Here is a 21,904-nt window from a genome sequence, read left to right as displayed (position 1 = left end):
ACGCAAACCACTTGCGGGCTTTGCGCTAATCTTGCGCGCATGACGCGACGACTTGCACAGGTGGCACAGAAGGTTGGGGTCAGCGAGGCCACGGTCAGCCGGGTACTCAATGGCAGGCCCGGCGTCTCGGAGGCCACGCGCCAGGCTGTCCTGTCCGCGCTCGACGTGCTGGGGTACGAACGTCCGACCCAGCTGCGCGGCGAACGGGCCCGGCTGGTGGGCCTGGTGCTCCCGGAACTCCAGAATCCCATCTTCCCGGCCTTCGCCGAAGTGGTCGGCGGCGCTCTCGCGCAGCAGGGCCTGACACCCGTGCTCTGCACCCAGACCAAGGGCGGGGTCTCCGAGGCCGACTACGTCGAACTCCTGCTGGAGCAGCAGGTGTCCGGGGTGGTTTTCGCGGGCGGTCTCTACGCTCAGCTCGACGCCCCGCACGACCACTACAAGGTGCTCGCGGACCGTAGGATTCCGGTCGTCCTGATCAACGCGGCCATCGCGCACCTCGGCTTTCCCGGTGTCTCCTGCGACGACGCGGTCGCCCTGGGCCAGGCCTGGCGCCATCTGGCGTCCCTCGGGCACGAGCGGATCGGCCTGGTGCTCGGACCGGGCGACCACGTTCCGTCGATGCGCAAGCTGGACGCGGCCCGGGTGATCGCGGCGGAGCTCGGCGCCGAACTGCCCGACGAGCGCGTCGTGCGGGCGATGTTCTCGCTGGAGGGCGGCCAGGCCGCGGCGACCAGACTGCTGGACCAGGGCGTCACCGGAGTCATCTGCGCCAGCGACCCGCTCGCGCTCGGCGCGGTGCGTGCCGCCCGCCGCCGGGGACTCTCGGTGCCCGGGGACATCTCGATCGTCGGCTATGACGACTCGGCCTTCATGAACTGCACGGAACCGCCCCTGACCACGGTCCGCCAGCCCATCGAGGCGATGGGACGCGCCGCGGTGGAGCTGCTGTCGGTGCAGATCGGGGGCCGTACGGCCCCCTCGGACGAGCTGCTCTTCGAGCCCGAGCTGGTGGTGCGCGGGTCGACGGCGCAGGTGTCGCGCGGCGGGGCGCGCTAGCTGTCAAAAATTTGCGGAATCTGCACGACATCTTGCGAAGCGCTGTGGTCGGTGGTTGAGTTTGCGCCGCCACACAGCGACGCAGCTGTGGGCTTCCAGCGCTCTTGCCCACAAGGGGACCACCGATGAGAAGCACCTGGTTCCGCCCGACCCGCCGCCGTACCGCGGCGGCTGCCCTTGTCTCCGCGCTCGCCCTGACCGCACTGGCCGCCTGCGGTACCAGCAGCAGCGACAGCAACGAGGGATCAGGTGGCGGCAGTTCGGATCCGTCCGCTCCACTCGACCCGAAGACCAAGGTCACGCTGACCATGGACTGCATGCCGCCGGCGGCGAAGGCGGCCGAGCTGCGCGAGTGGAAGGAGGACATCAAGACGTTCAACAAGCAGTACCCGAACGTCACGATCGACGGCAAGTCCACGCCGGGCCAGTGCGAGGAGCCCACGCGCTTCACCGCCGCGCTCAAGGGGAAGTCGCAGCCGGACGTGTTCTACACCTACTTCACCGACCTCCAGCAGGTGCTGGACAACGGCGGCGCCGCCGACATCTCGGCGTATGTGAACGCGAAGACGGTTCCCGCGCTCGGCAGTATCGACCCGGATGTCATGAACGTCCTGAAGAAGGACGGCAAGACCTACGGCCTGCCCACCAGCAACTACACGATGGGCTTGATGATCAACCGCAAGCTCTTCAAGCAGGCCGGGCTCGACCCGGACAAGCCGCCGACGACCTGGGCGGAGGTCCGCAAGGACGCCAAGGCCATCGCCGGTCTCGGCAACGGCGTCGCGGGCTACGGCGACTACAGCGCGACCAACCAGGGTGGCTGGCACTTCACCGCGGAGATGTACGGCCTCGGCGGCGACGTCGTCAGCCCGGACGGCAAGAAGGCCGCCTTCAACGACGCCATCGGCAAGCAGGTGCTGACGAACCTCAAGGCCATGCGCTGGGACGACGACAGCATGGGCAAGACCCAGCTGCTCAAGTGGGGCGATCTGCAGAAGCAGATCTCCACCGACAAGCTCGGGATGTTCCTCGCGGCCCCCGACGACCTCACGTACATGGTCCAGCAGCTCGGTGCCAAGTACGAGGACTACGGCATGGGGCCGATCCCCGGCGGGCGGGCCACACTGTTCGGCGGCAACGACTACATGATCAAGCAGGGCAGTTCCCCGGACAAGATCAAGGCGGCCATCGCCTGGATCAACTTCAAGACGCTCACCCCCGGCAAGGGGCAGTTCGACTGGGCGCGCTCCAAGTCCGACAAACTGCCGGTCGGTCTGCCGCAGCCGAACTTCTGGACCGGCGACACCAAGGCCGGGGACCTCCGGTCCCGGACCGACAACGCGACCATGCCGGTGGAGAACTTCAAGCCCTTCATGGACAACCCCGTCAAGGGCAAGGCCGAGCCGGCGAAGGCGCAGGAGATCTACAAGGTCCTGGACAACGCGATGTCCGGAGTGCTGACCAACAAGAACGCCAACGTCGACTCCCTGCTCTCCACCGCTGAGCAGCAGGTCAACCAGGTCCTGGCGAATTAGAGCGACCGGCCACAGCACCGTGCGGGCCGGGACCGAGCGGTCCCGGCCCCGCCCAGCCCGAGAACCGGCGCCAAGGAGAGACGATGTCGGCCCCCACCCTGTCCACGAGCAGCATGCCGGTGAAGCCGCCGCAGCACGACGGCCCGCCACCGGTGGCCCGCCGCGAGATCCTCGTCCGCAATCTGCGGCGCAACCTCTCGGCACACGGCTTTCTGATCGGCGCCGTGCTCTGCTTCGCCTTCTTCTCGTGGTATCCGATGGTCCGGGAATTCCTCCTGGCCTTCCAGAAGAACGCGGCAGGCAGGACCACCTGGGTCGGACTGGACAACCTGGACTACGTCTTCCACGACCCGGCCTTCTGGCAGGCCTGGCGCAACACCCTGCTCTTCACCGGTCTGGCGCTGGTGCTCGGCTTCCTCGTGCCGTTCGTCATCGCGATCGTGATCAATGAATTCCGGCATGCACAGGGGTACTTGCGGCTGCTGGTCTACCTCCCCGTGATGCTGCCGCCGGTCGCGTCCGTCCTGCTCTTCAAGTACTTCTACGACCCCGGCTACGGGCTCTTCAACGGCATCCTGCACTTCCTGCACCTGCCCGAACAGCAGTGGCTCCAGTCCACCAGCACCTCGATGCTCTCCGTGGTCATCGCCTCGACCTGGATGAACATGGGCGGTGCGACGCTGATCTACCTCGCCGCCCTACAGGGCATCCCGGGCGAGCTGTACGAGGCGGCCGAGCTGGACGGCGCCGGGATCCTCCGGAAGATCTGGCACGTGACCGTCCCGCAGACCCGGCTGATCCTCTCGCTGCTCCTGCTGATGCAGATCATCGCGACGATGCAGGTCTTCACCGAACCGTTCCTGCTGACCAACGGCGCCGGACCCGAGGGCTCGACGACGACCGTCGTCTACCTCATCTACCAGTACGCCTTCAACTTCAACAACTACGGCGCCGCAGCCGCACTCGGCCTGGTCCTGCTCGTACTGCTCGCCGGATTCTCGGCCGCGTACGTCCGGCTCAGCCGCGACAGCGAAAGCTAGGGACAGGAGTACGACGATGGCAGAGCGCACTCTGATCTCACCCGCCCAACTGGGCAGGCCCCGCGGAAAGGCCGTCTACTGGGGCGTCCTCACCCTGGTCCTCCTCCTCTTCACGCTGGTCTTCCTCGGGCCGCTCTACTGGATGGTGACCGGCGGTCTGAAGACCGCGCAGGAGATCGCCCAGTCACCGCCCACCGCCTTCCCCAAGAGCCTCCACCCGGACAACTACTCCAAAGCCTGGCACGTGATGCAGCTGTCCAAGCTGCTTCTCAACACGCTCTACTACGCCTTCGGGGCGCTCGTCTTCCAGCTGGTCCTCGACGTCGCCGCGGCCTATTCGCTCTCCAAGCTCCGGCCCGTCCTCGGCAAGGTCATCCTCGGAATGATGCTGGCGACGCTGATGATCCCGGCCACCGTGCTCGTCGTACCGCAGTACCTCACCGTGCTCGACATGCCGGTATTCCAGCGCAACCTGCTCAACTCGCCCTGGGTGATCTGGCTGCCCTCCGTGACGAACGCCTTCAACATCTTCCTGCTGAAGCGGTTCTTCGACTCGATCCCGCGGGAACTGCTCGACGCGGCCTCCATCGACGGGGCCTCACCGCTGCGCACGCTGCGCTCCGTGGTGCTGCCCATCTCCCGGCCCATCCTGGGAGTTGTCTCGATCTTCGCGATCGTCGGCGTCTGGAAGGACTTCCTCTGGCCGATGCTCACCCTGCCCGACCCGAACAAGCAGACCCTCAACGTCGGTATCTACTCGCTGGCCCAGGGGGTGCCCGAGAACTGGCTCATCGCCGCACTCGCCATGGCCTCGGCGCCGACGCTGATCATCTTCCTGATCTTCCAGCGCAACATCATGAGCGGTCTGACCGCGGGCAGCCTGAAGGGCTGACCGCCGGCTCCGGACCACTTCTCCCTCTGCGCTCCGCCGCCGGCCCCGTCCCGGCGCCCCGCTGCCCGGGGCCGGCGGCGGAGTCCCACCTGCCCGAAAGGACCGTCACGTGGCAGCCATCCCTCCGTCCGAGGCCGCTGATGACTGGTGGCGCTCCGCTGCCATCTACCAGGTGTACGTACGCAGTTTCGCCGACGCGGACGGTGACGGAACCGGTGATCTGGCGGGTGTGCGCAGCAGACTGCCGTACCTCGTCGAACTGGGCGTCGACGCACTCTGGTTCACACCCTGGTATCTCTCGCCGCTCGCGGACGGCGGCTACGACGTGGCCGACTACCGCAGTATCGACCCGGCGTTCGGCACCCTCGGCGAGGCCGAGAAGCTCATCGCCGAAGCGCGTGAGCTGGGCATCCGCACCATTGTCGACATCGTCCCCAACCATGTGTCCGACCAGCACGCCTGGTTCAGGGCCGCACTCGCCGCCGGTCCCGGCAGCCCGGAGCGCGAGCTCTTCCACTTCCGCCCGGGGCGGGGGGAGCACGGCGAACTCGCCCCCAACGACTGGCCGTCCCAGTTCGCCGGGTCCACCTGGACCCGGGTGGACGACGGCGAGTGGTACCTCCATCTCTTCGCCCCCGAGCAGCCCGACCTCAACTGGGCCCACCCCGTGGTGCGCGAGGAGCACGAGAACGTGCTGCGCTTCTGGTTCGAGCGGGGGGTCGCGGGCGTACGGATCGACTCGGCCGCGCTGCTCACGAAGGCGGACGGGCTGCCCGACTTCGTCGAGGGGCGCGATCCGCACCCCTACATCGACCAGGACGAGATCCATGACATCTACCGCTCGTGGCGGGCCGTCGCCGACGAGTACGACGGTGTCTTCGTCGGCGAGGTCTGGCTGCCGGACTCGGAACGGTTCGCACGCTATCTGCGCCCGGACGAGCTGCACACAGCCTTCAACTTCAACTTCCTGAGCTGCCCGTGGGACGCCGCCCGGTTGCGTACGGCGGTCGAGGAGACCCTGGCGGAGCACGCCCCGGTCGGGGCCCCGGCGACCTGGGTGCTGTGCAATCACGACGTGACGCGGACGGTCACCCGCTACGGCCGCCGGGAGACCGGCTTCGACTTCGCGGCCAAGGTCTTCGGCACCCCGACCGACCTCGGCCTCGGGACCCGCAGAGCCCGTGCTGCGGCACTGCTCTCGCTGGCGCTGCCCGGATCGGTCTACCTCTACCAGGGCGAGGAACTGGGGCTGCCCGAGGTGGAGATCCCGTTGCACCGGATCCAGGATCCGATGCACTTCCGCTCCGGCGGCACCGACCCGGGCCGCGACGGCTGCCGGGTGCCGCTGCCCTGGTCGGCCGAACCGCCCGCCGTCGAGCCCTGGCTCCCGCAGCCGGACGGCTGGACCGGCTACGCGGCCGAACTCCAGGCGGAGGAACCGGATTCGATGCTCTCGCTGTACCGGGCCGCGCTCGGTCTGCGCCGGACGGAGGCCGGATTCGGGGACGGGCCGCTGACGTGGCTGCCCGCGGCCGACGGCGTCCTGGCCTTCGCCCGGTCCGAAGGACTGATCTGTGTCGTCAACCTGGCCGGGGAGCCCGCCGTGCTCCCCGGGCACTCGCACACCCTGCTCAGCAGCGGTCCTCTGGACGGGGGAGGGCGCCTGCCGCAGGACACGGCGGTCTGGCTGCGGGCCTGACGCCGCTCGCCCTTCCCGTCTCCGGGCAGTCTCAGGGAAGGGGCGGTGGCAGGGGCAGCGCCTGCGGCGGGCGTGGCCCGTTGTACTGGCCGCTCGGGCGCAGCCGGAGCGGCCGTTCCGCGTACTCCTCCAGCGCATGGGCGATCCAGCCCGCGGTCCTCGCCACGGCGAACAGCGCTTCGCCCGCCTCGGCGCGCATCCCCGACGCCACGGAGAGCACGGCGAGCGCCAGATCGACATTGGCGTGCAGCTCGGTGTGGCGGGCCGTCGTCGTCACCACGTCGCGGGCCGCGGCGAGCGCGGGACCGGCCGCCGGGACCCGGTCGAGCAGCGCGAACAGCGCCGCCGCCCGGGGGTCCTCGCCCCGGTACAGCCGGTGGCCGAGCCCCGGTACCCGTCGTCCGGCCCGCAGATGGTCGGCGACGACCGGGGCCGCCCCGCCCCGCTCCAGTACGTCCGCGAGCATCCGGTGGGCCAGTCCGCTGGCCGCGCCGTGCAGGGGGCCCTCCAGCGCGCCGAGCCCGGCGGAGACGACGGCGTAGGGATGGGCACGGGCTGATGCCGCGACCCGCGTGGCCAGTGTGGAAGCCGCCAGATCGTGGTCGATGAGCAGCACAAGTGCCGCTTCCAGCACCCTGAGTGACGCGTCGTCAGGTCCGTGCGGGGTGAGCCGGCGCCAGAACCGGGGCACCAGCCCTTCGCCCTCCCCGGCCGCGCCCTCCGGGTCCCGTGCGCCTTCCACCGGGAGTGAGCCCACCAATGTGGGGATCAGGGCGCGTGCCGTCCCCAGCACGGCGTCCGGCGAGAGATCGAAACGCAGCGGATCGGCCGCCGACGCGGCGACGGCTGCCGCCCGCAGCCGGTCCATCACCGTGCTGTGCGCGGGCAGCGCCCCGACCGCGCGCTGCCCGGCCGCCAGCGCCTCGTGGGGAGCGCTGAACAGCACCCCGGGGCGGAGCGTTCCGGTCCACAGCCATTCCGCCACCTCCTCGTAGCCGTACCGCCCGGCGAGTTCGGTCGCGTCCACCCCCCGGAAGTAGTAGCGGTCGGTGTCCGGGTCGATCAGCGTCACGCCGGTGCGGAAGGCGAGGTCGCCGCCGGAGGGCTGGGGCTCCCGGCGTGTGCCGCGTGCGGCCAGCGCCTCGACCTCGGCGGCGTCGAAGGTGCTGCCCCGGCCGCCCGGTGCGCGGCGGCTGCCGAGCTGGCCGCGGCTGACGTACGCGTACACGGTCTCGGGCTTCACCCCGAGCCGGTCGGCCGCCTCCCTGGTGGTCAGCCGCCGGGGTTCCGCTGCCGCTGGTTGATCGCTCATGTGGTTCACCGTATCTACATTGATTCAATCAACATTGACAGGATTCAAGTCAATCATGGACAGTCGAATCAATGAAGAGGGAACGCGTCACGAGGCACACCTGACGAGGCGCATTCGACCAAGGAGACAGCCATGTCCACCATCACCGCCCCACGAGGGCTCGCGGGCGTCGTCGTCACGGACACCGAACTGGGGGACGTGCGGGGCCGCGAGGGCTTCTACCACTACCGGCAGTACTCGGCGGTCGACCTCGCCCGGCTCCGTACCTTCGAGGACGTCTGGTACCTGATGGTCCACGGCGAACTCCCGGACGCAGCCCGGCGCGAGGCCTTCACCGCCCGGACCGCCACGCTGCGCAGGCTGCCCGACGGAGTCCGGGACGTGCTGCCCGCCCTCGCCCGGGCCGGATCGGGCCCGCTCGCCGGGCTGCGGACCGCGCTCTCCCTGCTCGGCGCCGAGTCCGGCTTCCGGCCGGTCTACGACATCGGTACGGACCGCCGGGTCGCCGACACCCTCGCCGCCTGTGCGGTCGTGCCGACGCTGCTGGCCGCGCTGTACCGGACCGGCCGGGGCCTGGAGCCCGTCGAGCCGCGCGACGACCTGCCCGCAGCGGCCAACTACCTCTACATGATCACTGGTTCGGAGCCGGACCCGGACCGGGCGCGCGCCGTCGAGCAGTACCTGGTCTCCACCGTCGACCACGGCTTCAACGCCTCCACCTTCACCGCCCGCGTCATCGCCTCCACCGGCGCCGATGTGGCGGCCTGCCTGGTCGGTGCGGTCGGCGCCCTCTCCGGGCCGCTCCACGGCGGAGCGCCGAGCCGGGCGCTGGACACCCTCGACGCGATCGGCACACCGGACCGCATCGACCCGTGGATACGGGAGAGGGTGCTGGCCGGCGACCGGATCATGGGCTTCGGGCACCCCGTCTACCGCACCGAGGACCCGCGCTCGCGGATGCTGCGGGAGATCGCCCAGGGGTTCGGCGGACCCCTCGTCGACTTCGCCGTCCAGGTCGAGGAGCGCGTGGAGATGCTGCTCGCCGAACTCAAACCCGGCCGTGAACTGCACACCAACGTCGAGTTCTACGCGGGGGTCGTCATGGAGCAGTGCGGGCTGCCGCGGGAGATGTTCACACCGACCTTCTGCGTGGCGCGGGTGATCGGCTGGAGCGCCAACATCCTGGAGCAGGCGGCGGACTCCAAGATCATCCGCCCGGCGGCCCGCTATGTGGGCCCGCCCCCGCCGCAGCCGGTACCGGCCGTCGGCTGACCCGGCGGGGGCCGGGCCGCCGGGCCGGTCCGCCAGGTCTCCGGCTCCATTAGGATCGGTGCCCATGTCCAGGAAACCCGTGCCCGTCGTCGTCCTCGCGGGATTCCTCGGATCCGGCAAGACCACGCTCCTCAACCATCTGCTGCGGCAGAGCAGAGGCACCCGGATCGGCGCCGTCGTCAACGACTTCGGCGCGATCGAGATCGACGCGATGACCGTCGCCGGGCAGGTCGACTCGATGGTGTCGCTCGGCGACGGCTGTCTGTGCTGTGCCGTCGACACCAGCGAACTCGACGAGTACCTGGGCCGGCTCTCCCGCCCCGACCTGCGGATCGACGTCATCGTCATCGAGGCGAGCGGCCTCGCGGAGCCGCAGGAGCTCATCAGGATGATCCTGGCCAGCGGCAATCCGGACATCGTGTACGGGGGACTCGTCCAGGTCGTCGACGCCGCCGAGTTCGACGCGACCCGCAGCCGCCACCCGGAGACCGACCGTCATCTGACCCTCGCCGATCTTGTCGTCCTCAACAAGGCCGACCGGGTGGACGAGGCCGGCCGGGCGCGCATCCGGGCCGCGGTCGGCGAGCACGCCGTCGGGGTTCCGGTGATCAGCGCCGCGTACGGGCAGATCGATCCCGGGCTGCTCATCGACCGCAGACCGGCCGGCGAGCGCGTCGGGCAGCTCTCCTTCGACGACCTGCGGGACGACGGGGAGCCGGACGGTACGGACACCGCACCCGCGGAAGCGGGCACCCGCGCGGACGGCGGTGATCACAGCGGCCATCTGCACGAGCTCTACGAGAGCGTCGGATTCGTCTCGGCCGAGCCGATGAACCCCCGGCGGTTCATGGAGTTCCTGGACGCCCGGCCCGACGGTCTCTACCGCATCAAGGGGTTCGTCCACTTCGGCGTCCCCGGCCACCCGGAGATGTACACCCTGCACGCGGTCGGCAACTTCCTGCGCTTCTACCCCTCGACCCGGGCCGAGGGCGATGAGGCCCGCACCGATCTGGTCCTCATCGGGTCCGGCATCGACGCCGGTGCCGTACGCGGGCGGCTCGACTCCTGCCGCGAGCACGCGCCGCAGGACGTCCCCGCCGAATCCATGTGGGGCGTCCTGCGCTATGTGCCCGGCCTCTCCGAAGGGCCCGGGGAACCGGACGCGGCCGAAGAGGCCGGGCTGCCGTACTGAGCGTGCGGTACGCGGATCCGTGACCGGCCCGCCGCCGCCCGGCGGGGTGATGGTGCGGCATCGCGAACGGGTGCCGCACCGCGCGGCCGCGGTCAGGGGGAGTCCCGCTGCCCACGGCCGCGCTGCTGCTCAGCGGACCCGCACCGTCACCACGTCAGAGGTGTGCAGACGCACGGGCTTCCGGTCGTGCTTGCTGGTCAAGCCGTACAGCACCGCGCGGAACCGCAGGTCGCCGCGGCGTGCGGAGGTGCCGTCCGCGGTGACGTGCGCTTCGCCCTTGACCGCAGCGCTGCACGTCTCCTGGTGCCACCCCTCGCCGAAGCCGTTCTCCTCCAGGCACAGCTGATGCAGGTAGCCCGCGCTGTCGTCGCCGCCGTGCGCCTTGACGGCGATGGTCCTGCCGACCTTGGCGGTGTGCGGCGCCGTGATCTCCACAGAGCCCTTGGCGAATGCCGGCGCCGCGGCCAGCGCCACGGAGGCCAGCCCCAGCGCACCGAGCACAGCCACCTGGGCGCCCCGCGCCTTCATTCCGGTCTTCTTCGTCCTGGTCATGGACTTTCCTTCCATGGATCTCCCCGCAGGGTGAGACCCAACCCCTGTCGCGAAGGCGCCCGGTGCGCCCTGCTGGTAAGCCAGATGGGCCGGCCTCCCCGCACGTTGCGCCCCGTTTGTTCCGTTACAGATCCAGGACATGAACCGCCGGCGGTGCCCGGCCCGACCAACAGTCACCACATCGCTTCGCGGCAGCGGCAACCCGCGCGCCGGGCCGGCAGAGGGCCGGCCCGGCTGGGTGCCGCCCCCGGTTACACCGGTCCCGCGAGCTTCGCCACCGCCGAGGTGAGCGGCAGGCCCGAGCCGTCGCGGCGCGGGTCCGGTTCCGGCAGTTCGGCCGGGGCGCCGTTCACGGCGGCGGCCCGCACCGGGGTCTCTCCCGCCCAGGCCAGCACGAGCAGGTCCTCGCCCTTCAGGAAGCGCTGGCAGCGCACCCCGCCGGTCGCCCGGCCCTTGCGCGGGTACTGGTCGAACGGGGTCAGCTTCGCCGTACGCACCGAGTCGTCCAGCGTGCCGTGCGAGCTCGCGACGGTGAAGACCACCGCACCGGCCGCCGGATCCACCGCGGTGAACGAGATCACCTTGGCCCCGTCGGCCAGCTTGATCCCTGCCATACCGCCCGCCGGGCGGCCCTGCGGCCTGACCTGTCCGGCCGGATAGCGCAGCAACTGCGCGTCGTCCGTGATGAAGACCAGGTCCTCCTCGCCGGTCCGCAGCTCGGCCGCGCCGACGATCCGGTCGCCGTCCCGGAGGCCGATGACCTCCAACTCGTCCTTGTGGGCGGGGTAGTCGGGCACCACCCGCTTGACGATGCCCTGTTCGGTGCCGATCGCCAGACCGGGTGACGACTCGTCGACCGTGGTGAGGCAGACGACCCGCTCACCGTCGGCGAGCGAGACGAACTCCGCGATCTGCGCGCCGCCCGCCAGGCTGGGCGCCGACGCGGTGTCCGGCAGCTGCGGCAGGTCGATCACCGCCAGCCGCAGCAGCCGCCCGGCCGACGTCACCACACCGATGTCGCCCCGCGCGGTCGCCGGTACGGCCGAGACCACGACATCGTGCTTGGTGCGCTTCTGCCCCTCCGTGCTGAGCGCTTCGGCGGTGGCCGTACGCGCCAGGAGCCCCGTGGACGACAGCAGCACCCGGCACGGGTCGTCGGCGACCTCCAGCGAGGCCGCGGCGACCGGGGTGCCCGCCGACTCCAGCAGTACCGTACGGCGGTCGGTGGAGAACTTCTTCGCCACCGCGGCCAGTTCGGCCGAGACCAGCTTGCGCAGCTCCGCGTCGGAATCCAGGATCCGGGTCAGCTCTTCGATCTCGCTGTTCAGCCGGTCGCGCTCGCTCTCCAGCTCGATCCGGTCGAACTTGGTGAGCCGGCGCAGCGGAGTGTCCAGGATGTACTGCGTCTGGATCTCGCTCAGCGAGAAGTGCGAGATCAGCCGCTCCTTGGCCTGCGCCGAATTGTCGCTGGAACGGATGAGGCGGATGACCTCGTCGATGTCGAGCAGCGCCACGAGCAGCCCGAGGACCAGGTGCAGCCGGTCCTGCCGCTTGGTCCTGCGGAACTCGCTGCGCCGCCTGACGACCGAGAAGCGGTGGTCGAGATAGACCTCCAGGAGCTCCTTGAGGCCCAGCGTCAGCGGCTGTCCGTCGACCAGCGCCACGTTGTTGATCCCGAAGGACTCCTCCATCGGGGTGAGCTTGTAGAGCTGTTCGAGCACGGCCTCCGGCACGAAGCCGTTCTTGATCTCGATGACCAGCCGCAGCCCGTGCGCCCGGTCGGTGAGGTCCTTCAGATCGGCGATGCCCTGAAGCTTCTTCGACGCCACCAGGTCCTTGATCTTGGCGCGGACCTTCTCCGGGCCGACCGCGAAGGGCAGTTCGGTGACGACGATGCCCTTGCGGCGCGGGGTGACGTCCTCCACGGTGGCCGTCGCGCGGATCTTGAAGGTGCCGCGCCCGCGCTCGTAGGCGTCCCTGATCCCGTCAAGACCCACGATCCGGCCACCGGTCGGCAGGTCGGGGCCCGGCACGAAGCGCATCAGGGTGTCGAGGTCGGCGCCCGGGTGCTTGATCAGGTGGCGGGCCGCCGCGATGATCTCGCCCAGGTTGTGCGGGGGCATGTTGGTCGCCATCCCGACCGCGATCCCGGACGAGCCGTTGACCAGCAGGTTCGGATAGGCGGCGGGGAGCACGACGGGCTCGCGCTCCTGGCCGTCGTAGTTGGGCTCGAAGTCGACCGTGCTCTCGTCGATCGACTCCGTCATCAGCGACGTGGCGTCGGCCATCCGGCACTCGGTGTAACGCATCGCGGCCGGCGGGTCGTCGTTGCCGAGCGAGCCGAAGTTGCCGTGTCCGTCGACCAGCGGGAGCCGCATGGAGAAGGGCTGCGAGAGCCGCACCAGGGCGTCGTAGATCGACGCGTCACCGTGCGGGTGCAGCTTGCCCATGACCTCGCCGACGACACGGGCGCACTTCACATAGCTGCGGTCGGGCCGCAGCCCCATCTCGTTCATCTGGTAGAGGATGCGCCGGTGTACGGGCTTCATGCCGTCACGGGCGTCCGGCAGGGCCCGTGAGTAGATCACCGAGTACGCGTACTCCAGGAAGGAGCCCTGCATTTCATCGACCACGTCGATGTCGAGAATCTTCTCCTCGAAGTCCTCCGGCGGCGGGGTCTTCGTGCTGCGGCGGGCCATCGCTGCTGCGGCTCCTTCACGTGCCTGGTCCGGTACTGACGCCGACCATTGTGGACTGTCCCACCGACAACACCGACCGCGACCCGTGCACACCGGGATGGCTGCCAGGTGTCGGCGCGCTTGCATACAGTGGCAGGACTGCATTTCAACGCGGTCAACACACGCGATCGAAGGGACGTACATGCCCATGGGTCACACGGCCACAGCCGAGGCCGGTTCCGGCGGCCTGACAGCGACCGAACACCGGCTGGCCAACGGCCTGCGGGTGGTGCTCTCCGAGGACCACCTGACCCCGGTCGCCGCGGTCTGCCTCTGGTACGACGTCGGTTCACGCCACGAAGTCAAGGGGCGTACCGGACTCGCCCACCTCTTCGAGCACCTGATGTTCCAGGGCTCGGGACAGGTCGAGGGCAACGGCCACTTCGAGCTGGTGCAGGGGGCCGGGGGCTCGCTCAACGGCACCACCAGCTTCGAGCGCACCAACTACTTCGAGACGATGCCCACGCACCAGCTGGAGTTGGCGCTCTGGCTGGAGGCCGACCGGATGGGCTCCCTCCTCGCCGCGCTCGACGAGGAGTCCATGGAGAACCAGCGGGACGTCGTCAAGAACGAGCGCCGCCAGCGCTACGACAACGTGCCGTACGGCACGGCGTTCGAGAAGCTGACCGCCCTCTCCTACCCGGAGGGCCACCCGTACCACCACACGCCGATCGGTTCCATGGCCGACCTGGACGCGGCGACGCTGGAGGACGCCCGCGCGTTCTTCCGTACGAACTACGCGCCGAACAACGCCGTGCTGTCCGTCGTCGGCGACATCGACCCGGAGCAGACGCTCGCCTGGGTCGAGAAGTACTTCGGCACCATCCCCTCCCACGACGGCAAGCAGCCGCCGCGGGACGGCTCACTGCCCGACACCCTCGGCGCCGAGGTGCGCGAGGAGCTGTACGAGGAGGTGCCCTCGCGTGCCCTGATGGCCGCCTACCGGCTCCCCGAGGACGGCACCCGCGCGTGCGACGCGGCGGACATCGCACTGACCATCCTGGGCGGCGGCGAGTCGTCGCTGCTCCACAACAGGCTGGTGCGCCGGGACCGTACGGCCGTCGCCGCGGGCTTCGGCCTGCTGCGGCTCTCCGGCGCCCCCTCGCTCGGCTGGCTGGACGTCAAGACGTCGGGCGGTGTCGAGGTCCCGCAGATCGAGGCGGCCGTCGACGAGGAGCTGGCCCGCTTCGCCGCGGTGGGGCCCACGGCCGAGGAGATGGAGCGCGCGCAGGCCCAGCTGGAGCGGGAGTGGCTCGACCGGCTCGGTACGGTCGCCGGCCGCGCCGACGAACTGTGCAGGTACGCCGTGCTGTTCGGCGACCCGCAGCTGGCGCTGACCGCCGTCGGCCGGGTGCTGGACATCACGGCCGACGAGGTGCAGGAGGTAGCCAAGGCCCGGCTGCGCCCGGACAACAGGGCTGTGCTGGTGTACGAGCCCGTCACCGCCGATGAGCCCGAAGAGACCAGTGCGGACGGCGTATCCGACGAGGCCGCCGCGACCACCGAGAGCACAGAGGCGGACCAGTGACCGACCCCGCGGCCGTGACGATGACCTTCCACCCGCAGCCCCAGGCGGGTGCCCCCAGGCCCTGGGCCTTCCCGGCCCCCGAGCGCTCCACCCTGCCCAACGGCCTGACGGTGCTGCGCTGCGACCGTCCCGGACAGCAGGTCGTCGCTGTCGAGATCAGCCTCGACGCCCCGCTGGACGCCGAGCCCGAGGGGCTCGACGGCATCGCCACGATCATGGCGAGGGCCTTCTCCGAGGGCACCGACAAGCACAGCGCCGAGGAGTTCGCCGCTGAGCTGGAGCGCTGCGGCGCCACACTCGACGCGCACGCCGACCACCCCGGTGTCCGGGTCTCCCTGGAAGTGCCGGTCTCCCGGCTGCCCAAGGCGCTCGGCCTGCTCGCGGACGCACTGCGCGCGCCCGCCTTCGCCCCGAGCGAGGTCGAGCGGATCGTGGGCAACCGGCTGGACGAGATCCCGCACGAGCTGGCCAACCCGGCCCGCCGCGCCGCCAAGCAGCTCTCGAAGGAGCTGTTCCCGGCCACCGCGCGCATGTCGCGTCCGCGCCAGGGCACCGAGGAGACGGTGGCGCGCATCGACGCGCCGGCCGTCCGTGCCTTCTACGACGCGTACGTCCGGCCGTCGACAGCCACCGCCGTGGTCGTCGGCGACCTGGCGGGCACCGACCTGGACGCGGTGCTCGCCGAGACCCTCGGCGAGTGGAAGGGCAACGCGGGCACGCCCCGCCCGGTGCCCCCGATCACCGCGGACGACACCGGCCGGGTGGTCGTCGTGGACCGCCCCGGAGCGGTCCAGACCCAGCTGCTGATCGGCCGGATCGGTGCCGACCGGCACGACCGGGTCTGGCCCGCCCAGGTCCTCGGCACGTACTGCCTGGGCGGCACGCTCACCTCCCGTCTGGACCGCGTCCTGCGCGAGGAGAAGGGCTACACCTACGGTGTGCGGGCCTTCAGCCAGGTGATCCGCTCCGCGCCCGACGGGACCGGCGCCGCCATGCTCGCCATCAGCGGGTCGGTGGACACCGAGTCGACCGGACCCGCGCTCGACGACCTCTGGACGGTGCTCAGGACGCTGGCCGCGGGCGGGCTGACCGACGCCGAGCGGGACGTCGCCGTACAGAACCTGGTGGGCGTCGCCCCGCTGAAGTACGAGACGGCCGCCGCCGTCGCGGGCACGCTGGCCGATCAGGTCGAGCAGCACCTGCCGGACGACTTCCAGGCACAGCTGTACGCGCACCTCGCCGCGACCGGCACGGTCGAGGCGACCGCGGCCGTGGTCTCCGCCTTCCCCGACGACCGGCTGGTGACGGTCCTGGTGGGGGACGCCGCACAGATCGTGGAGCCGGTCAGGGCGCTGGGCATCGGTGAAGTGACCGTGGTCGCGAGCTGACGTCACGGCCGCCCCGAGGCACGGGCGGCCGCAGCGGATCCCCGGGGTCCCGGTGGGCGGCGCGCCCACCGGGACCCGGCTGCGTGCCGGGGTACAGAGTCCCGGGCTGTATGTCGTGGTTGTCGGATGCGCGGCCTTTGGCGGCTGCTGCCGGTGGGATGTCCTGTGGGATGTGCGACAAAACCCGCTCTCTGTTTGGCCCGACCGGCACCGCTCACTTACCGTCACATGCGCTGTCCGTCGGACGTAAGCCGCAACCGCGGCGCCGGGCAGCGATCGCCGAGTCCCCGTCAGGCGCGAGCCCGGGGAGCCGGGGACCCACTCAGTCCCTGGGGTGAATCGGGGCCGCTCCGCAGGGGCGGGCCCGTAGGAGACCTTCCTGCTCCGAACCCGTCAGCTAACCCGGTAGGCGAGAGGGAAGGAAAGGACCAGCCCCTTCATGGCGTTCAGCCGCCCTACCGGCAAGCACCGTGCCCCGAACCGTCCGACCCGCAGGACCGCGGGCGTCGCCGGAGTCGCCACCCTCGCCACAGCCGGTGTCATCGGCACCCTCGCCTCCCCGGCGATGGCCGACAGCGCGAAGGTCTCCACCGCACAGGAGGCCCGCCTCGACCGGACCATACTGGTCGGTGACACCGTCGCCGACCGGATAGCCGCCCAGGCCACGGCCCAGCGGCACGAAGCCGCCCACGCCGAGGCCTTGGCGAAGGCGAAGGCCGCCGCCAAGGCCAGGGCGGCAGCCGCGAAGGCGAAGGCCGAGCGGGAGCGCGAGGCGAAGGCGGCCAAGCAGCGCGCGGCCCGGGCCGAGGCCCGCAAGCGCCTCAACGCCTTCGTGCCCCCGGTCGCCGACTCGTACGTGTCCACCGGCTACAAGACCGGCGGCAGCCTCTGGTCCTCCGGCAGCCACACCGGCATCGACTTCCACGCCGCGAGCGGCACCCCGGTCCATGCCGTCGGCGCCGGCACGGTCGTGGAGGCCGGCTGGGGCGGCGCGTACGGCAACAACATCGTCATCCGGATGCACGACGGCACGTACACGCAGTACGGCCACCTGTCGTCCATCGGCGTCTCGGTCGGCCAGTCCGTCACATCGGACCAGCAGATCGCGCTCTCCGGCGCCACCGGCAATGTCACGGGCCCGCACCTCCACTTCGAGGCCCGCACCGGCCCCGACTACGGCTCGGACATCGACCCCGTCGCGTACCTGCGCTCGCACGGTGTGAAGGTCTGACCCGGCGCGTCCCGTGTGGCCCCGGTGCTCGCCGCGCCGGGGCCACACGCGTCCCGGGTGTTCGCACGGACATTTTCCTAACGCCCGGTGTTCGTACGTCCGGTTTTTACATGGCCAAAAGATATCCATGATTTACCGGGGGCCTTCGGGAATTAACCTGCCCTGCCATAGAGTCGCCGCACAGGTGCGTACAGACCGCGATATGCGGGCGTCGATGCGGAGGTTCGGTCATGCGCATTCCCGCGCATTCGGTATGCACGGCAATCCGTGACGACATCATCTCGGGGGTGTACGAGCGGGGTGGCCGGCTGACCGAGGAGGTGCTCGCGCGCCGCTACGGCGTCTCCCGTGTCCCTGTCCGTGAGGCGCTGCGGACCCTGGAGTCCGAGGGGTTCGTCGTCACCCGCCGCCACGCGGGCGCCTGTGTCGCCGAACCGACCGAGCGGGAGGCGGCCGACCTGCTGGAGATACGGATGCTGCTGGAGCCGATGGGCGCGGCGCGCGCCGCCCAGCGGCGGACCGATGCTCATCTGAAGGTGCTCCGCGGCCTGGTCAGGCTGGGGCAGGAACGTGCCGGGCGCGGCCAGGGCGAGGACCTGCGGTCGCTCGGCGGCTGGTTCCACGAGACGCTGGCACAGTCATCGGGCAGTGCGGCGCTGACCACGCTGCTCGGCCAGCTGCGGCAGAAGATCAGCTGGATGTACGCGGTCGACCAGCCGGTCCTTCCCGTCGTCTCCTGGGCCGAGCACGGCTCGATCGTGGACGCGGTGGCGCGCGGCGACGCGGAGCGGGCCCGTGCCCTCACCGCGGTGCACGCCGAGCGCGCCGCCGCGGCGCACCGGCTGCGGAAACAGGGCCGCGTGAGGGATTCGCAACATGCTGTAAACATTGCGAGCATCACCGATTAACAGTGCTGCCGTATACAGGGGAGAAGGGAATATCCCGGCGCGGCTCTCCGTGCTCTCGGGGTTTCCTCTTTATGTTCTGCTTTTCTGATCCCGGAAAAGAGGGAAAGGCAGAACCGCAGTGTCCAGAATTCGGAACACTGCGGTCCGGGGCGCTGTGAGGGCCGCTTCAGACGGTCTCGGGGAGTTCGTCGAGCCCTTCGGTGACCAGCTTGGCCAGCCGGTCCAGGGCGGCGTCGGCGCCCTCCACGTCCGAGGTGAGCACGATCTCCTCGCCGCCCTCCACGCCCAGGCCGAGGACCGCGAGCATCGACGCGGCGTTGACCGGGTCGCCGCCGTTCTTCGCGATCGTCACCGGGACGCCGGAAGCCGTGGTGGCACGGACGAAGATGGAGGCCGGTCGGGCGTGCAGGCCCTCGGTCCAACCGACCTTGACGCGACGCTCAGCCATGGTGTTGCCCTTCGAGTTCCGCGAGAGTTGTCTAGACCATTCTTGCACGGGGGTCCGGCGTTCTGAGGCTCCGCCGCGTCCCAGACTGCACCGCTCCCCTGACCACCGCGACCCGTACGCTTTCAGCATGCAGCCCCCGCTGGAGGAGAACCCGCACCAGGAGTACCCGGCCCACTGGGAGGCGGACGTGGTGCTGCGCGACGGCGGTACCGCGCGGATCAGGCCGATCACCACCGAGGACGCCGACCGGCTGGTCAGCTTCTACGAGCTGGTCTCGCCCGAGTCGAAGTACTACCGCTTCTTCGCTCCGTACCCCCGGCTCTCCGCCAAGGACGTCCACCGCTTCACCCATCATGACTACGTCGACCGGGTGGGTCTCGCGGCGACCGTCGGCGGCGAGTTCATCGCGACCGTCCGCTACGACCGGATCGGCGCGCACGAGGCCGAGGTCGCCTTCCTCGTGCAGGACGCCCACCAGGGGCGCGGCGTGGCCTCCGCGCTGCTCGAACACATCGCGGCGGTCGCCAGGGAGCGCGAGGTCAGCCGCTTCACCGCCGAGGTGCTGCCGGCCAACAACAAGATGATCAAGGTGTTCACGGACGCCGGGTACGAGCAGAAGCGCAGTTTCGAGGACGGCTCGGTCCACCTCACCTTCGATCTGGAACCCACCGAGGCGTCCCTGGCCGTCCAGCGCGCCCGCGAACAGCGCGCGGAGGCGCGGTCGGTGCAGCGGCTGCTGGCCCCCCGCTCCGTCGCCGTCGTCGGGGTGGGGCGCACCCCCGGCGGGGTGGGGCGCGCCGTCCTGCGCAATCTGCACGGATCCGGCTTCACCGGGCGCACCTACGCGGTGAACCGTGCCTTCCCCGACGGCCTCACCGAAGTGGACGGTGCCCCCGCCCACCGGTCGGTGGCGTCCGTCGCCGCCACCGGGGACGCGGTCGACCTGGTGGTCGTCGCCGTACCGGCCGCACAGGTGCCCGACGTGGTCGCCGACTGCGGGGCGAGCGGGGTGCAGGGGCTCGTCGTGATCTCCGCCGGTTACGCGGAGAGCGGGCCCGAAGGGCTGCTGCGCCAGCGCGAACTGCTGCGCCGGGCCCGCTCGTACGGTATGCGCATCATCGGGCCGAACGCCTTCGGCCTCATCAACACCGCGGAAGCCGTCCGGCTGAACGCCTCACTGGCCCCCGAGTCCCCGGCGCGCGGCCGGATCGGACTCTTCACCCAGTCCGGTGCGATCGGCATCGCGCTGCTCTCCGCGCTGCACCGGCGCGGCGCCGGACTCTCCTCCTTCATCTCGGCCGGCAACCGCGCCGATCTGTCGGGCAACGACTTCCTCCAGTACTGGCACGACGACCCGGACACCGATGTCGCCCTGCTCTACCTCGAATCGATCGGCAACCCCCGGAAGTTCACCCGCCTCGCCCGGCGCACCGCGGCGGTGAAGCCGGTCGTGGTCGTCAAGGGCGCCCGGCACAGCGGCAGCGCCCCGCCCGGCCACGCTGTCCCGGTCACCCGCGTCCCGGACGCCACGGTCTCCGAGCTGCTGCGGCAGGCCGGTGTGATCAGGGTCGACACCGTCACCGAACTGGTCGACGCGGGTCTGCTGCTGGCCGACCAGCCGCTGCCTGCCGGACCGCGCGTCGCGATCCTCGGCAACTCCGAATCGCTCGGCCTGCTGACCTACGACGCCTGTCTCACCGAGCGCCTGCGCCCGCTTCCGCCCGTCGACCTGACGACCGACGCGGCCCCGCAGGACTTCCGCGACGCGCTCGGCCGGGCCCTGGCGGACGACGGCTGCGACGCGGTGCTGGTCACGGCGATCCCCTGGGTGGGCGAGAACGGCGTGACCGAGTCGGGGGACGGCGAGGTGCTGGCGGCCGCCCTGCGCGAAGCGGCAGCGGACGCCCCCGCCAAGCCGGTCGCCGTGGTGCATCTGGAGATCGGCGGTCTCGCCGAGGCGCTGGCGGCGGCCTCCGGCACCGTACGAGCCGCCCGCGGAACGGCCGCCGCGACATCGGCTCCGGACCCGTCGGCCACCCAGGACGGCGGCGGGGGAGAAGCCCCGCCCGCCGGGGCGAACACAGCGCACGTCACCAGCACAGCCGCCACCGCGGATGCGGCCGCGGACACAGCCGCCGCGCCTCCCGCCGCCCGCACCCGGGGCATCCCCGCCTACCCGGCCGCCGAGCGGGCCGTCCGCGCACTCGCCCAGGCCGTCCGCTACGCACAGTGGCGCCGCCAGTCCGCCGAGCCCGGCCGGGTCCCCGAGTACGACGACATCGACGAGAGCGCCGCCGCCGGCCGGATCGAGGCGCTGCTCGGCACCGCCCGCGTCGATGTCACACGCGGCCTGGCGCTCTCGCCCGACGACGCCTGCGAACTCCTCGGCCTGTACGGCATCCGCGTCCTGCCGACCCGCCCCGCCCCGGACGCGGACACCGCCGTCGCCGCTGCGGAGCACCTCGGCTACCCCGTCGCGCTCAAGGCCACGGCGCCCCATCTGCGCCACCGCCCCGACCTCGGAGGCGTCCGGCTCGACATCGCGACCGAAGCGGGGCTGCGCCGCGCCTACGCCGAACTCTCCGGCGACCTGGGCAGCCCGGCCGAGGTCCGGCCCGTGGTGCAGGCGATGGTGGGACGCGGCGTGGACACCGTCGTACGGTCCGCGATCGACCCGGCCGTCGGAGCCGTCCTCTCCTTCGGCCTGTCCGGTGCGCCCTCCGAACTGCTCGGCGACACCGCTCACCGCCTCGTCCCCGCCACCGACCGGGACGCGGCCGAACTCATCAGATCGATCAGGACGGCGCCGCTCCTGTTCGGCTGGCGCGGCTCGGCACCCGTCGACACCGCAGCCCTGGAGGAGCTGCTGCTGAGGGTCTCCCGGCTGGTGGACGACCACCCCGAAGTGGTGTCCGTCGCTCTTGAACCGGTGGTGGTCGGACAGAAGGGACTCTCCGTGCTCGGGGCCGCCGTGCGCCTGGCCCCGGCGAACGCGCTCGGCGACCTCGGCCCGCGCCGCCTCCCGAGCTACTGAGCGGGCCCTGCGCCCGGATACCGTGCCCCGCTCCTGCGGCCTCTCCACCCTGAACCGGCGGTCTAAGATGGAGCCC

16 protein-coding genes and 1 riboswitch are annotated in these 21,904 nt (G+C 70.8%); of the genes, 12 read left to right on the top strand and 4 right to left on the bottom strand.

All coding sequences use genetic code 11. From position 1 onward, the window contains the following. The first annotated feature begins 39 nt into the window (after positions 1 to 39). The 5 genes from OG285_RS07080 (at position 40) to OG285_RS07060 (ending at position 6,225) form a co-directional block, all read left to right on the top strand. Positions 40 to 1,059: a LacI family DNA-binding transcriptional regulator gene (locus OG285_RS07080; protein ID WP_356830027.1), complete on the top strand. Its 1,020-nt coding sequence runs from the start codon at positions 40 to 42 to the stop codon at positions 1,057 to 1,059. 125 nt (positions 1,060 to 1,184) lie between these two features. Further along, positions 1,185 to 2,594: an extracellular solute-binding protein gene (locus OG285_RS07075; protein WP_356830029.1), complete on the top strand. Its 1,410-nt coding sequence runs from the start codon at positions 1,185 to 1,187 to the stop codon at positions 2,592 to 2,594. Between the two features lie 83 nt (positions 2,595 to 2,677). Then, entirely contained in the window at positions 2,678 to 3,634 is a 957-nt protein-coding gene (locus OG285_RS07070) for a sugar ABC transporter permease (protein ID WP_356830031.1), read from the top strand. Between the two features lie 16 nt (positions 3,635 to 3,650). Further along, entirely contained in the window at positions 3,651 to 4,526 is an 876-nt protein-coding gene (locus OG285_RS07065; protein ID WP_356830033.1) for a carbohydrate ABC transporter permease, read from the top strand. Between the two features lie 109 nt (positions 4,527 to 4,635). Beyond that, positions 4,636 to 6,225: a glycoside hydrolase family 13 protein gene (locus OG285_RS07060; RefSeq protein ID WP_371790526.1), complete on the top strand. Its 1,590-nt coding sequence runs from the start codon at positions 4,636 to 4,638 to the stop codon at positions 6,223 to 6,225. A 31-nt stretch (positions 6,226 to 6,256) separates the two neighbouring features. Here the strand turns inward: OG285_RS07060 and OG285_RS07055 are convergent, their stop codons facing one another. Next, the gene (locus tag OG285_RS07055; protein WP_371790525.1) at positions 6,257 to 7,537 is read right to left on the bottom strand and encodes a citrate/2-methylcitrate synthase; all 1,281 of its coding nucleotides are present in this window, start codon (positions 7,535 to 7,537) and stop codon (positions 6,257 to 6,259) included. 132 nt (positions 7,538 to 7,669) lie between these two features. Between OG285_RS07055 and OG285_RS07050 the strand changes: the two genes are divergently transcribed. Both OG285_RS07050 and OG285_RS07045 read left to right on the top strand, forming a co-directional pair. Next, positions 7,670 to 8,809 (top strand): citrate synthase/methylcitrate synthase, encoded by a 1,140-nt coding sequence (locus tag OG285_RS07050; RefSeq protein WP_356830039.1) that lies wholly within the window; start codon positions 7,670 to 7,672, stop codon positions 8,807 to 8,809. 64 nt (positions 8,810 to 8,873) lie between these two features. Continuing rightward, positions 8,874 to 10,001, top strand: a complete 1,128-nt coding sequence (locus tag OG285_RS07045) for a GTP-binding protein (protein WP_371790524.1) — start codon at positions 8,874 to 8,876, stop codon at positions 9,999 to 10,001. 129 nt (positions 10,002 to 10,130) lie between these two features. Here OG285_RS07045 and OG285_RS07040 read toward each other — a convergent pair whose 3' ends face one another. Beyond that, the gene (locus tag OG285_RS07040; protein WP_371790523.1) at positions 10,131 to 10,553 is read right to left on the bottom strand and encodes a hypothetical protein; all 423 of its coding nucleotides are present in this window, start codon (positions 10,551 to 10,553) and stop codon (positions 10,131 to 10,133) included. A 251-nt stretch (positions 10,554 to 10,804) separates the two neighbouring features. Beyond that, positions 10,805 to 13,252, bottom strand: coding sequence for a DNA topoisomerase IV subunit A (locus OG285_RS07035; protein ID WP_356830045.1), 2,448 nt, complete (start codon positions 13,250 to 13,252; stop codon positions 10,805 to 10,807). Positions 13,253 to 13,433: 181 nt separating this feature from the next. Here OG285_RS07035 and OG285_RS07030 point away from each other — a divergent pair, with 181 nt between their 5' ends. The 4 genes from OG285_RS07030 (at position 13,434) to OG285_RS07015 (ending at position 18,346) form a co-directional block, all read left to right on the top strand. Continuing rightward, positions 13,434 to 14,819 (top strand): M16 family metallopeptidase, encoded by a 1,386-nt coding sequence (locus tag OG285_RS07030; protein WP_371790522.1) that lies wholly within the window; start codon positions 13,434 to 13,436, stop codon positions 14,817 to 14,819. Between the two features lie 20 nt (positions 14,820 to 14,839). Beyond that, positions 14,840 to 16,207, top strand: coding sequence for a M16 family metallopeptidase (locus OG285_RS07025; RefSeq protein WP_371793475.1), 1,368 nt, complete (start codon positions 14,840 to 14,842; stop codon positions 16,205 to 16,207). A gap of 267 nt (positions 16,208 to 16,474) precedes the next feature. Beyond that, positions 16,475 to 16,634, top strand: a riboswitch (cyclic di-AMP (ydaO/yuaA leader). A gap of 12 nt (positions 16,635 to 16,646) precedes the next feature. After that, a complete protein-coding gene (locus OG285_RS07020; protein ID WP_356830049.1) occupies positions 16,647 to 17,438 on the top strand; it encodes a M23 family metallopeptidase in 792 nt (263 codons plus the stop codon). A 230-nt stretch (positions 17,439 to 17,668) separates the two neighbouring features. Further along, the gene (locus tag OG285_RS07015; RefSeq protein ID WP_371790521.1) at positions 17,669 to 18,346 is read left to right on the top strand and encodes a GntR family transcriptional regulator; all 678 of its coding nucleotides are present in this window, start codon (positions 17,669 to 17,671) and stop codon (positions 18,344 to 18,346) included. 166 nt (positions 18,347 to 18,512) lie between these two features. On the opposite strand, the gene OG285_RS07010 is transcribed toward OG285_RS07015, so the two are convergent. Continuing rightward, positions 18,513 to 18,794, bottom strand: a complete 282-nt coding sequence (locus OG285_RS07010; protein WP_356830053.1) for an HPr family phosphocarrier protein — start codon at positions 18,792 to 18,794, stop codon at positions 18,513 to 18,515. Positions 18,795 to 18,921: 127 nt separating this feature from the next. On the opposite strand from OG285_RS07010, the gene OG285_RS07005 reads away from it, so the two are divergent. Beyond that, positions 18,922 to 21,828: a GNAT family N-acetyltransferase gene (locus OG285_RS07005; RefSeq protein WP_371790520.1), complete on the top strand. Its 2,907-nt coding sequence runs from the start codon at positions 18,922 to 18,924 to the stop codon at positions 21,826 to 21,828. The last annotated feature ends 76 nt before the right edge of the window (positions 21,829 to 21,904 follow it).

It is taken from the genome of Streptomyces sp. NBC_01471 (genome assembly GCF_041438865.1).
Taxonomy (GTDB): domain Bacteria; phylum Actinomycetota; class Actinomycetes; order Streptomycetales; family Streptomycetaceae; genus Streptomyces.
Note: the sequence above shows the minus strand (reverse complement) of the source record. Positions and strands in the feature narration are given on the sequence as shown.

Coding starts and splice junctions, on each gene's coding strand:
- OG285_RS07080 (WP_356830027.1), top strand. CDS start 40: ATGACGCGACGACTTGCACAGGTGGCACAGAAGGTTGGGGTCAGCGAG.
- OG285_RS07075 (WP_356830029.1), top strand. CDS start 1,185: ATGAGAAGCACCTGGTTCCGCCCGACCCGCCGCCGTACCGCGGCGGCT.
- OG285_RS07070 (WP_356830031.1), top strand. CDS start 2,678: ATGTCGGCCCCCACCCTGTCCACGAGCAGCATGCCGGTGAAGCCGCCG.
- OG285_RS07065 (WP_356830033.1), top strand. CDS start 3,651: ATGGCAGAGCGCACTCTGATCTCACCCGCCCAACTGGGCAGGCCCCGC.
- OG285_RS07055 (WP_371790525.1), bottom strand. CDS start 7,537: ATGAGCGATCAACCAGCGGCAGCGGAACCCCGGCGGCTGACCACCAGG.
- OG285_RS07050 (WP_356830039.1), top strand. CDS start 7,670: ATGTCCACCATCACCGCCCCACGAGGGCTCGCGGGCGTCGTCGTCACG.
- OG285_RS07045 (WP_371790524.1), top strand. CDS start 8,874: ATGTCCAGGAAACCCGTGCCCGTCGTCGTCCTCGCGGGATTCCTCGGA.
- OG285_RS07040 (WP_371790523.1), bottom strand. CDS start 10,553: ATGACCAGGACGAAGAAGACCGGAATGAAGGCGCGGGGCGCCCAGGTG.
- OG285_RS07035 (WP_356830045.1), bottom strand. CDS start 13,252: ATGGCCCGCCGCAGCACGAAGACCCCGCCGCCGGAGGACTTCGAGGAG.
- OG285_RS07030 (WP_371790522.1), top strand. CDS start 13,434: ATGCCCATGGGTCACACGGCCACAGCCGAGGCCGGTTCCGGCGGCCTG.
- OG285_RS07025 (WP_371793475.1), top strand. CDS start 14,840: ATGACCTTCCACCCGCAGCCCCAGGCGGGTGCCCCCAGGCCCTGGGCC.
- OG285_RS07020 (WP_356830049.1), top strand. CDS start 16,647: ATGGCGTTCAGCCGCCCTACCGGCAAGCACCGTGCCCCGAACCGTCCG.
- OG285_RS07015 (WP_371790521.1), top strand. CDS start 17,669: ATGCGCATTCCCGCGCATTCGGTATGCACGGCAATCCGTGACGACATC.
- OG285_RS07010 (WP_356830053.1), bottom strand. CDS start 18,794: ATGGCTGAGCGTCGCGTCAAGGTCGGTTGGACCGAGGGCCTGCACGCC.
- OG285_RS07005 (WP_371790520.1), top strand. CDS start 18,922: ATGCAGCCCCCGCTGGAGGAGAACCCGCACCAGGAGTACCCGGCCCAC.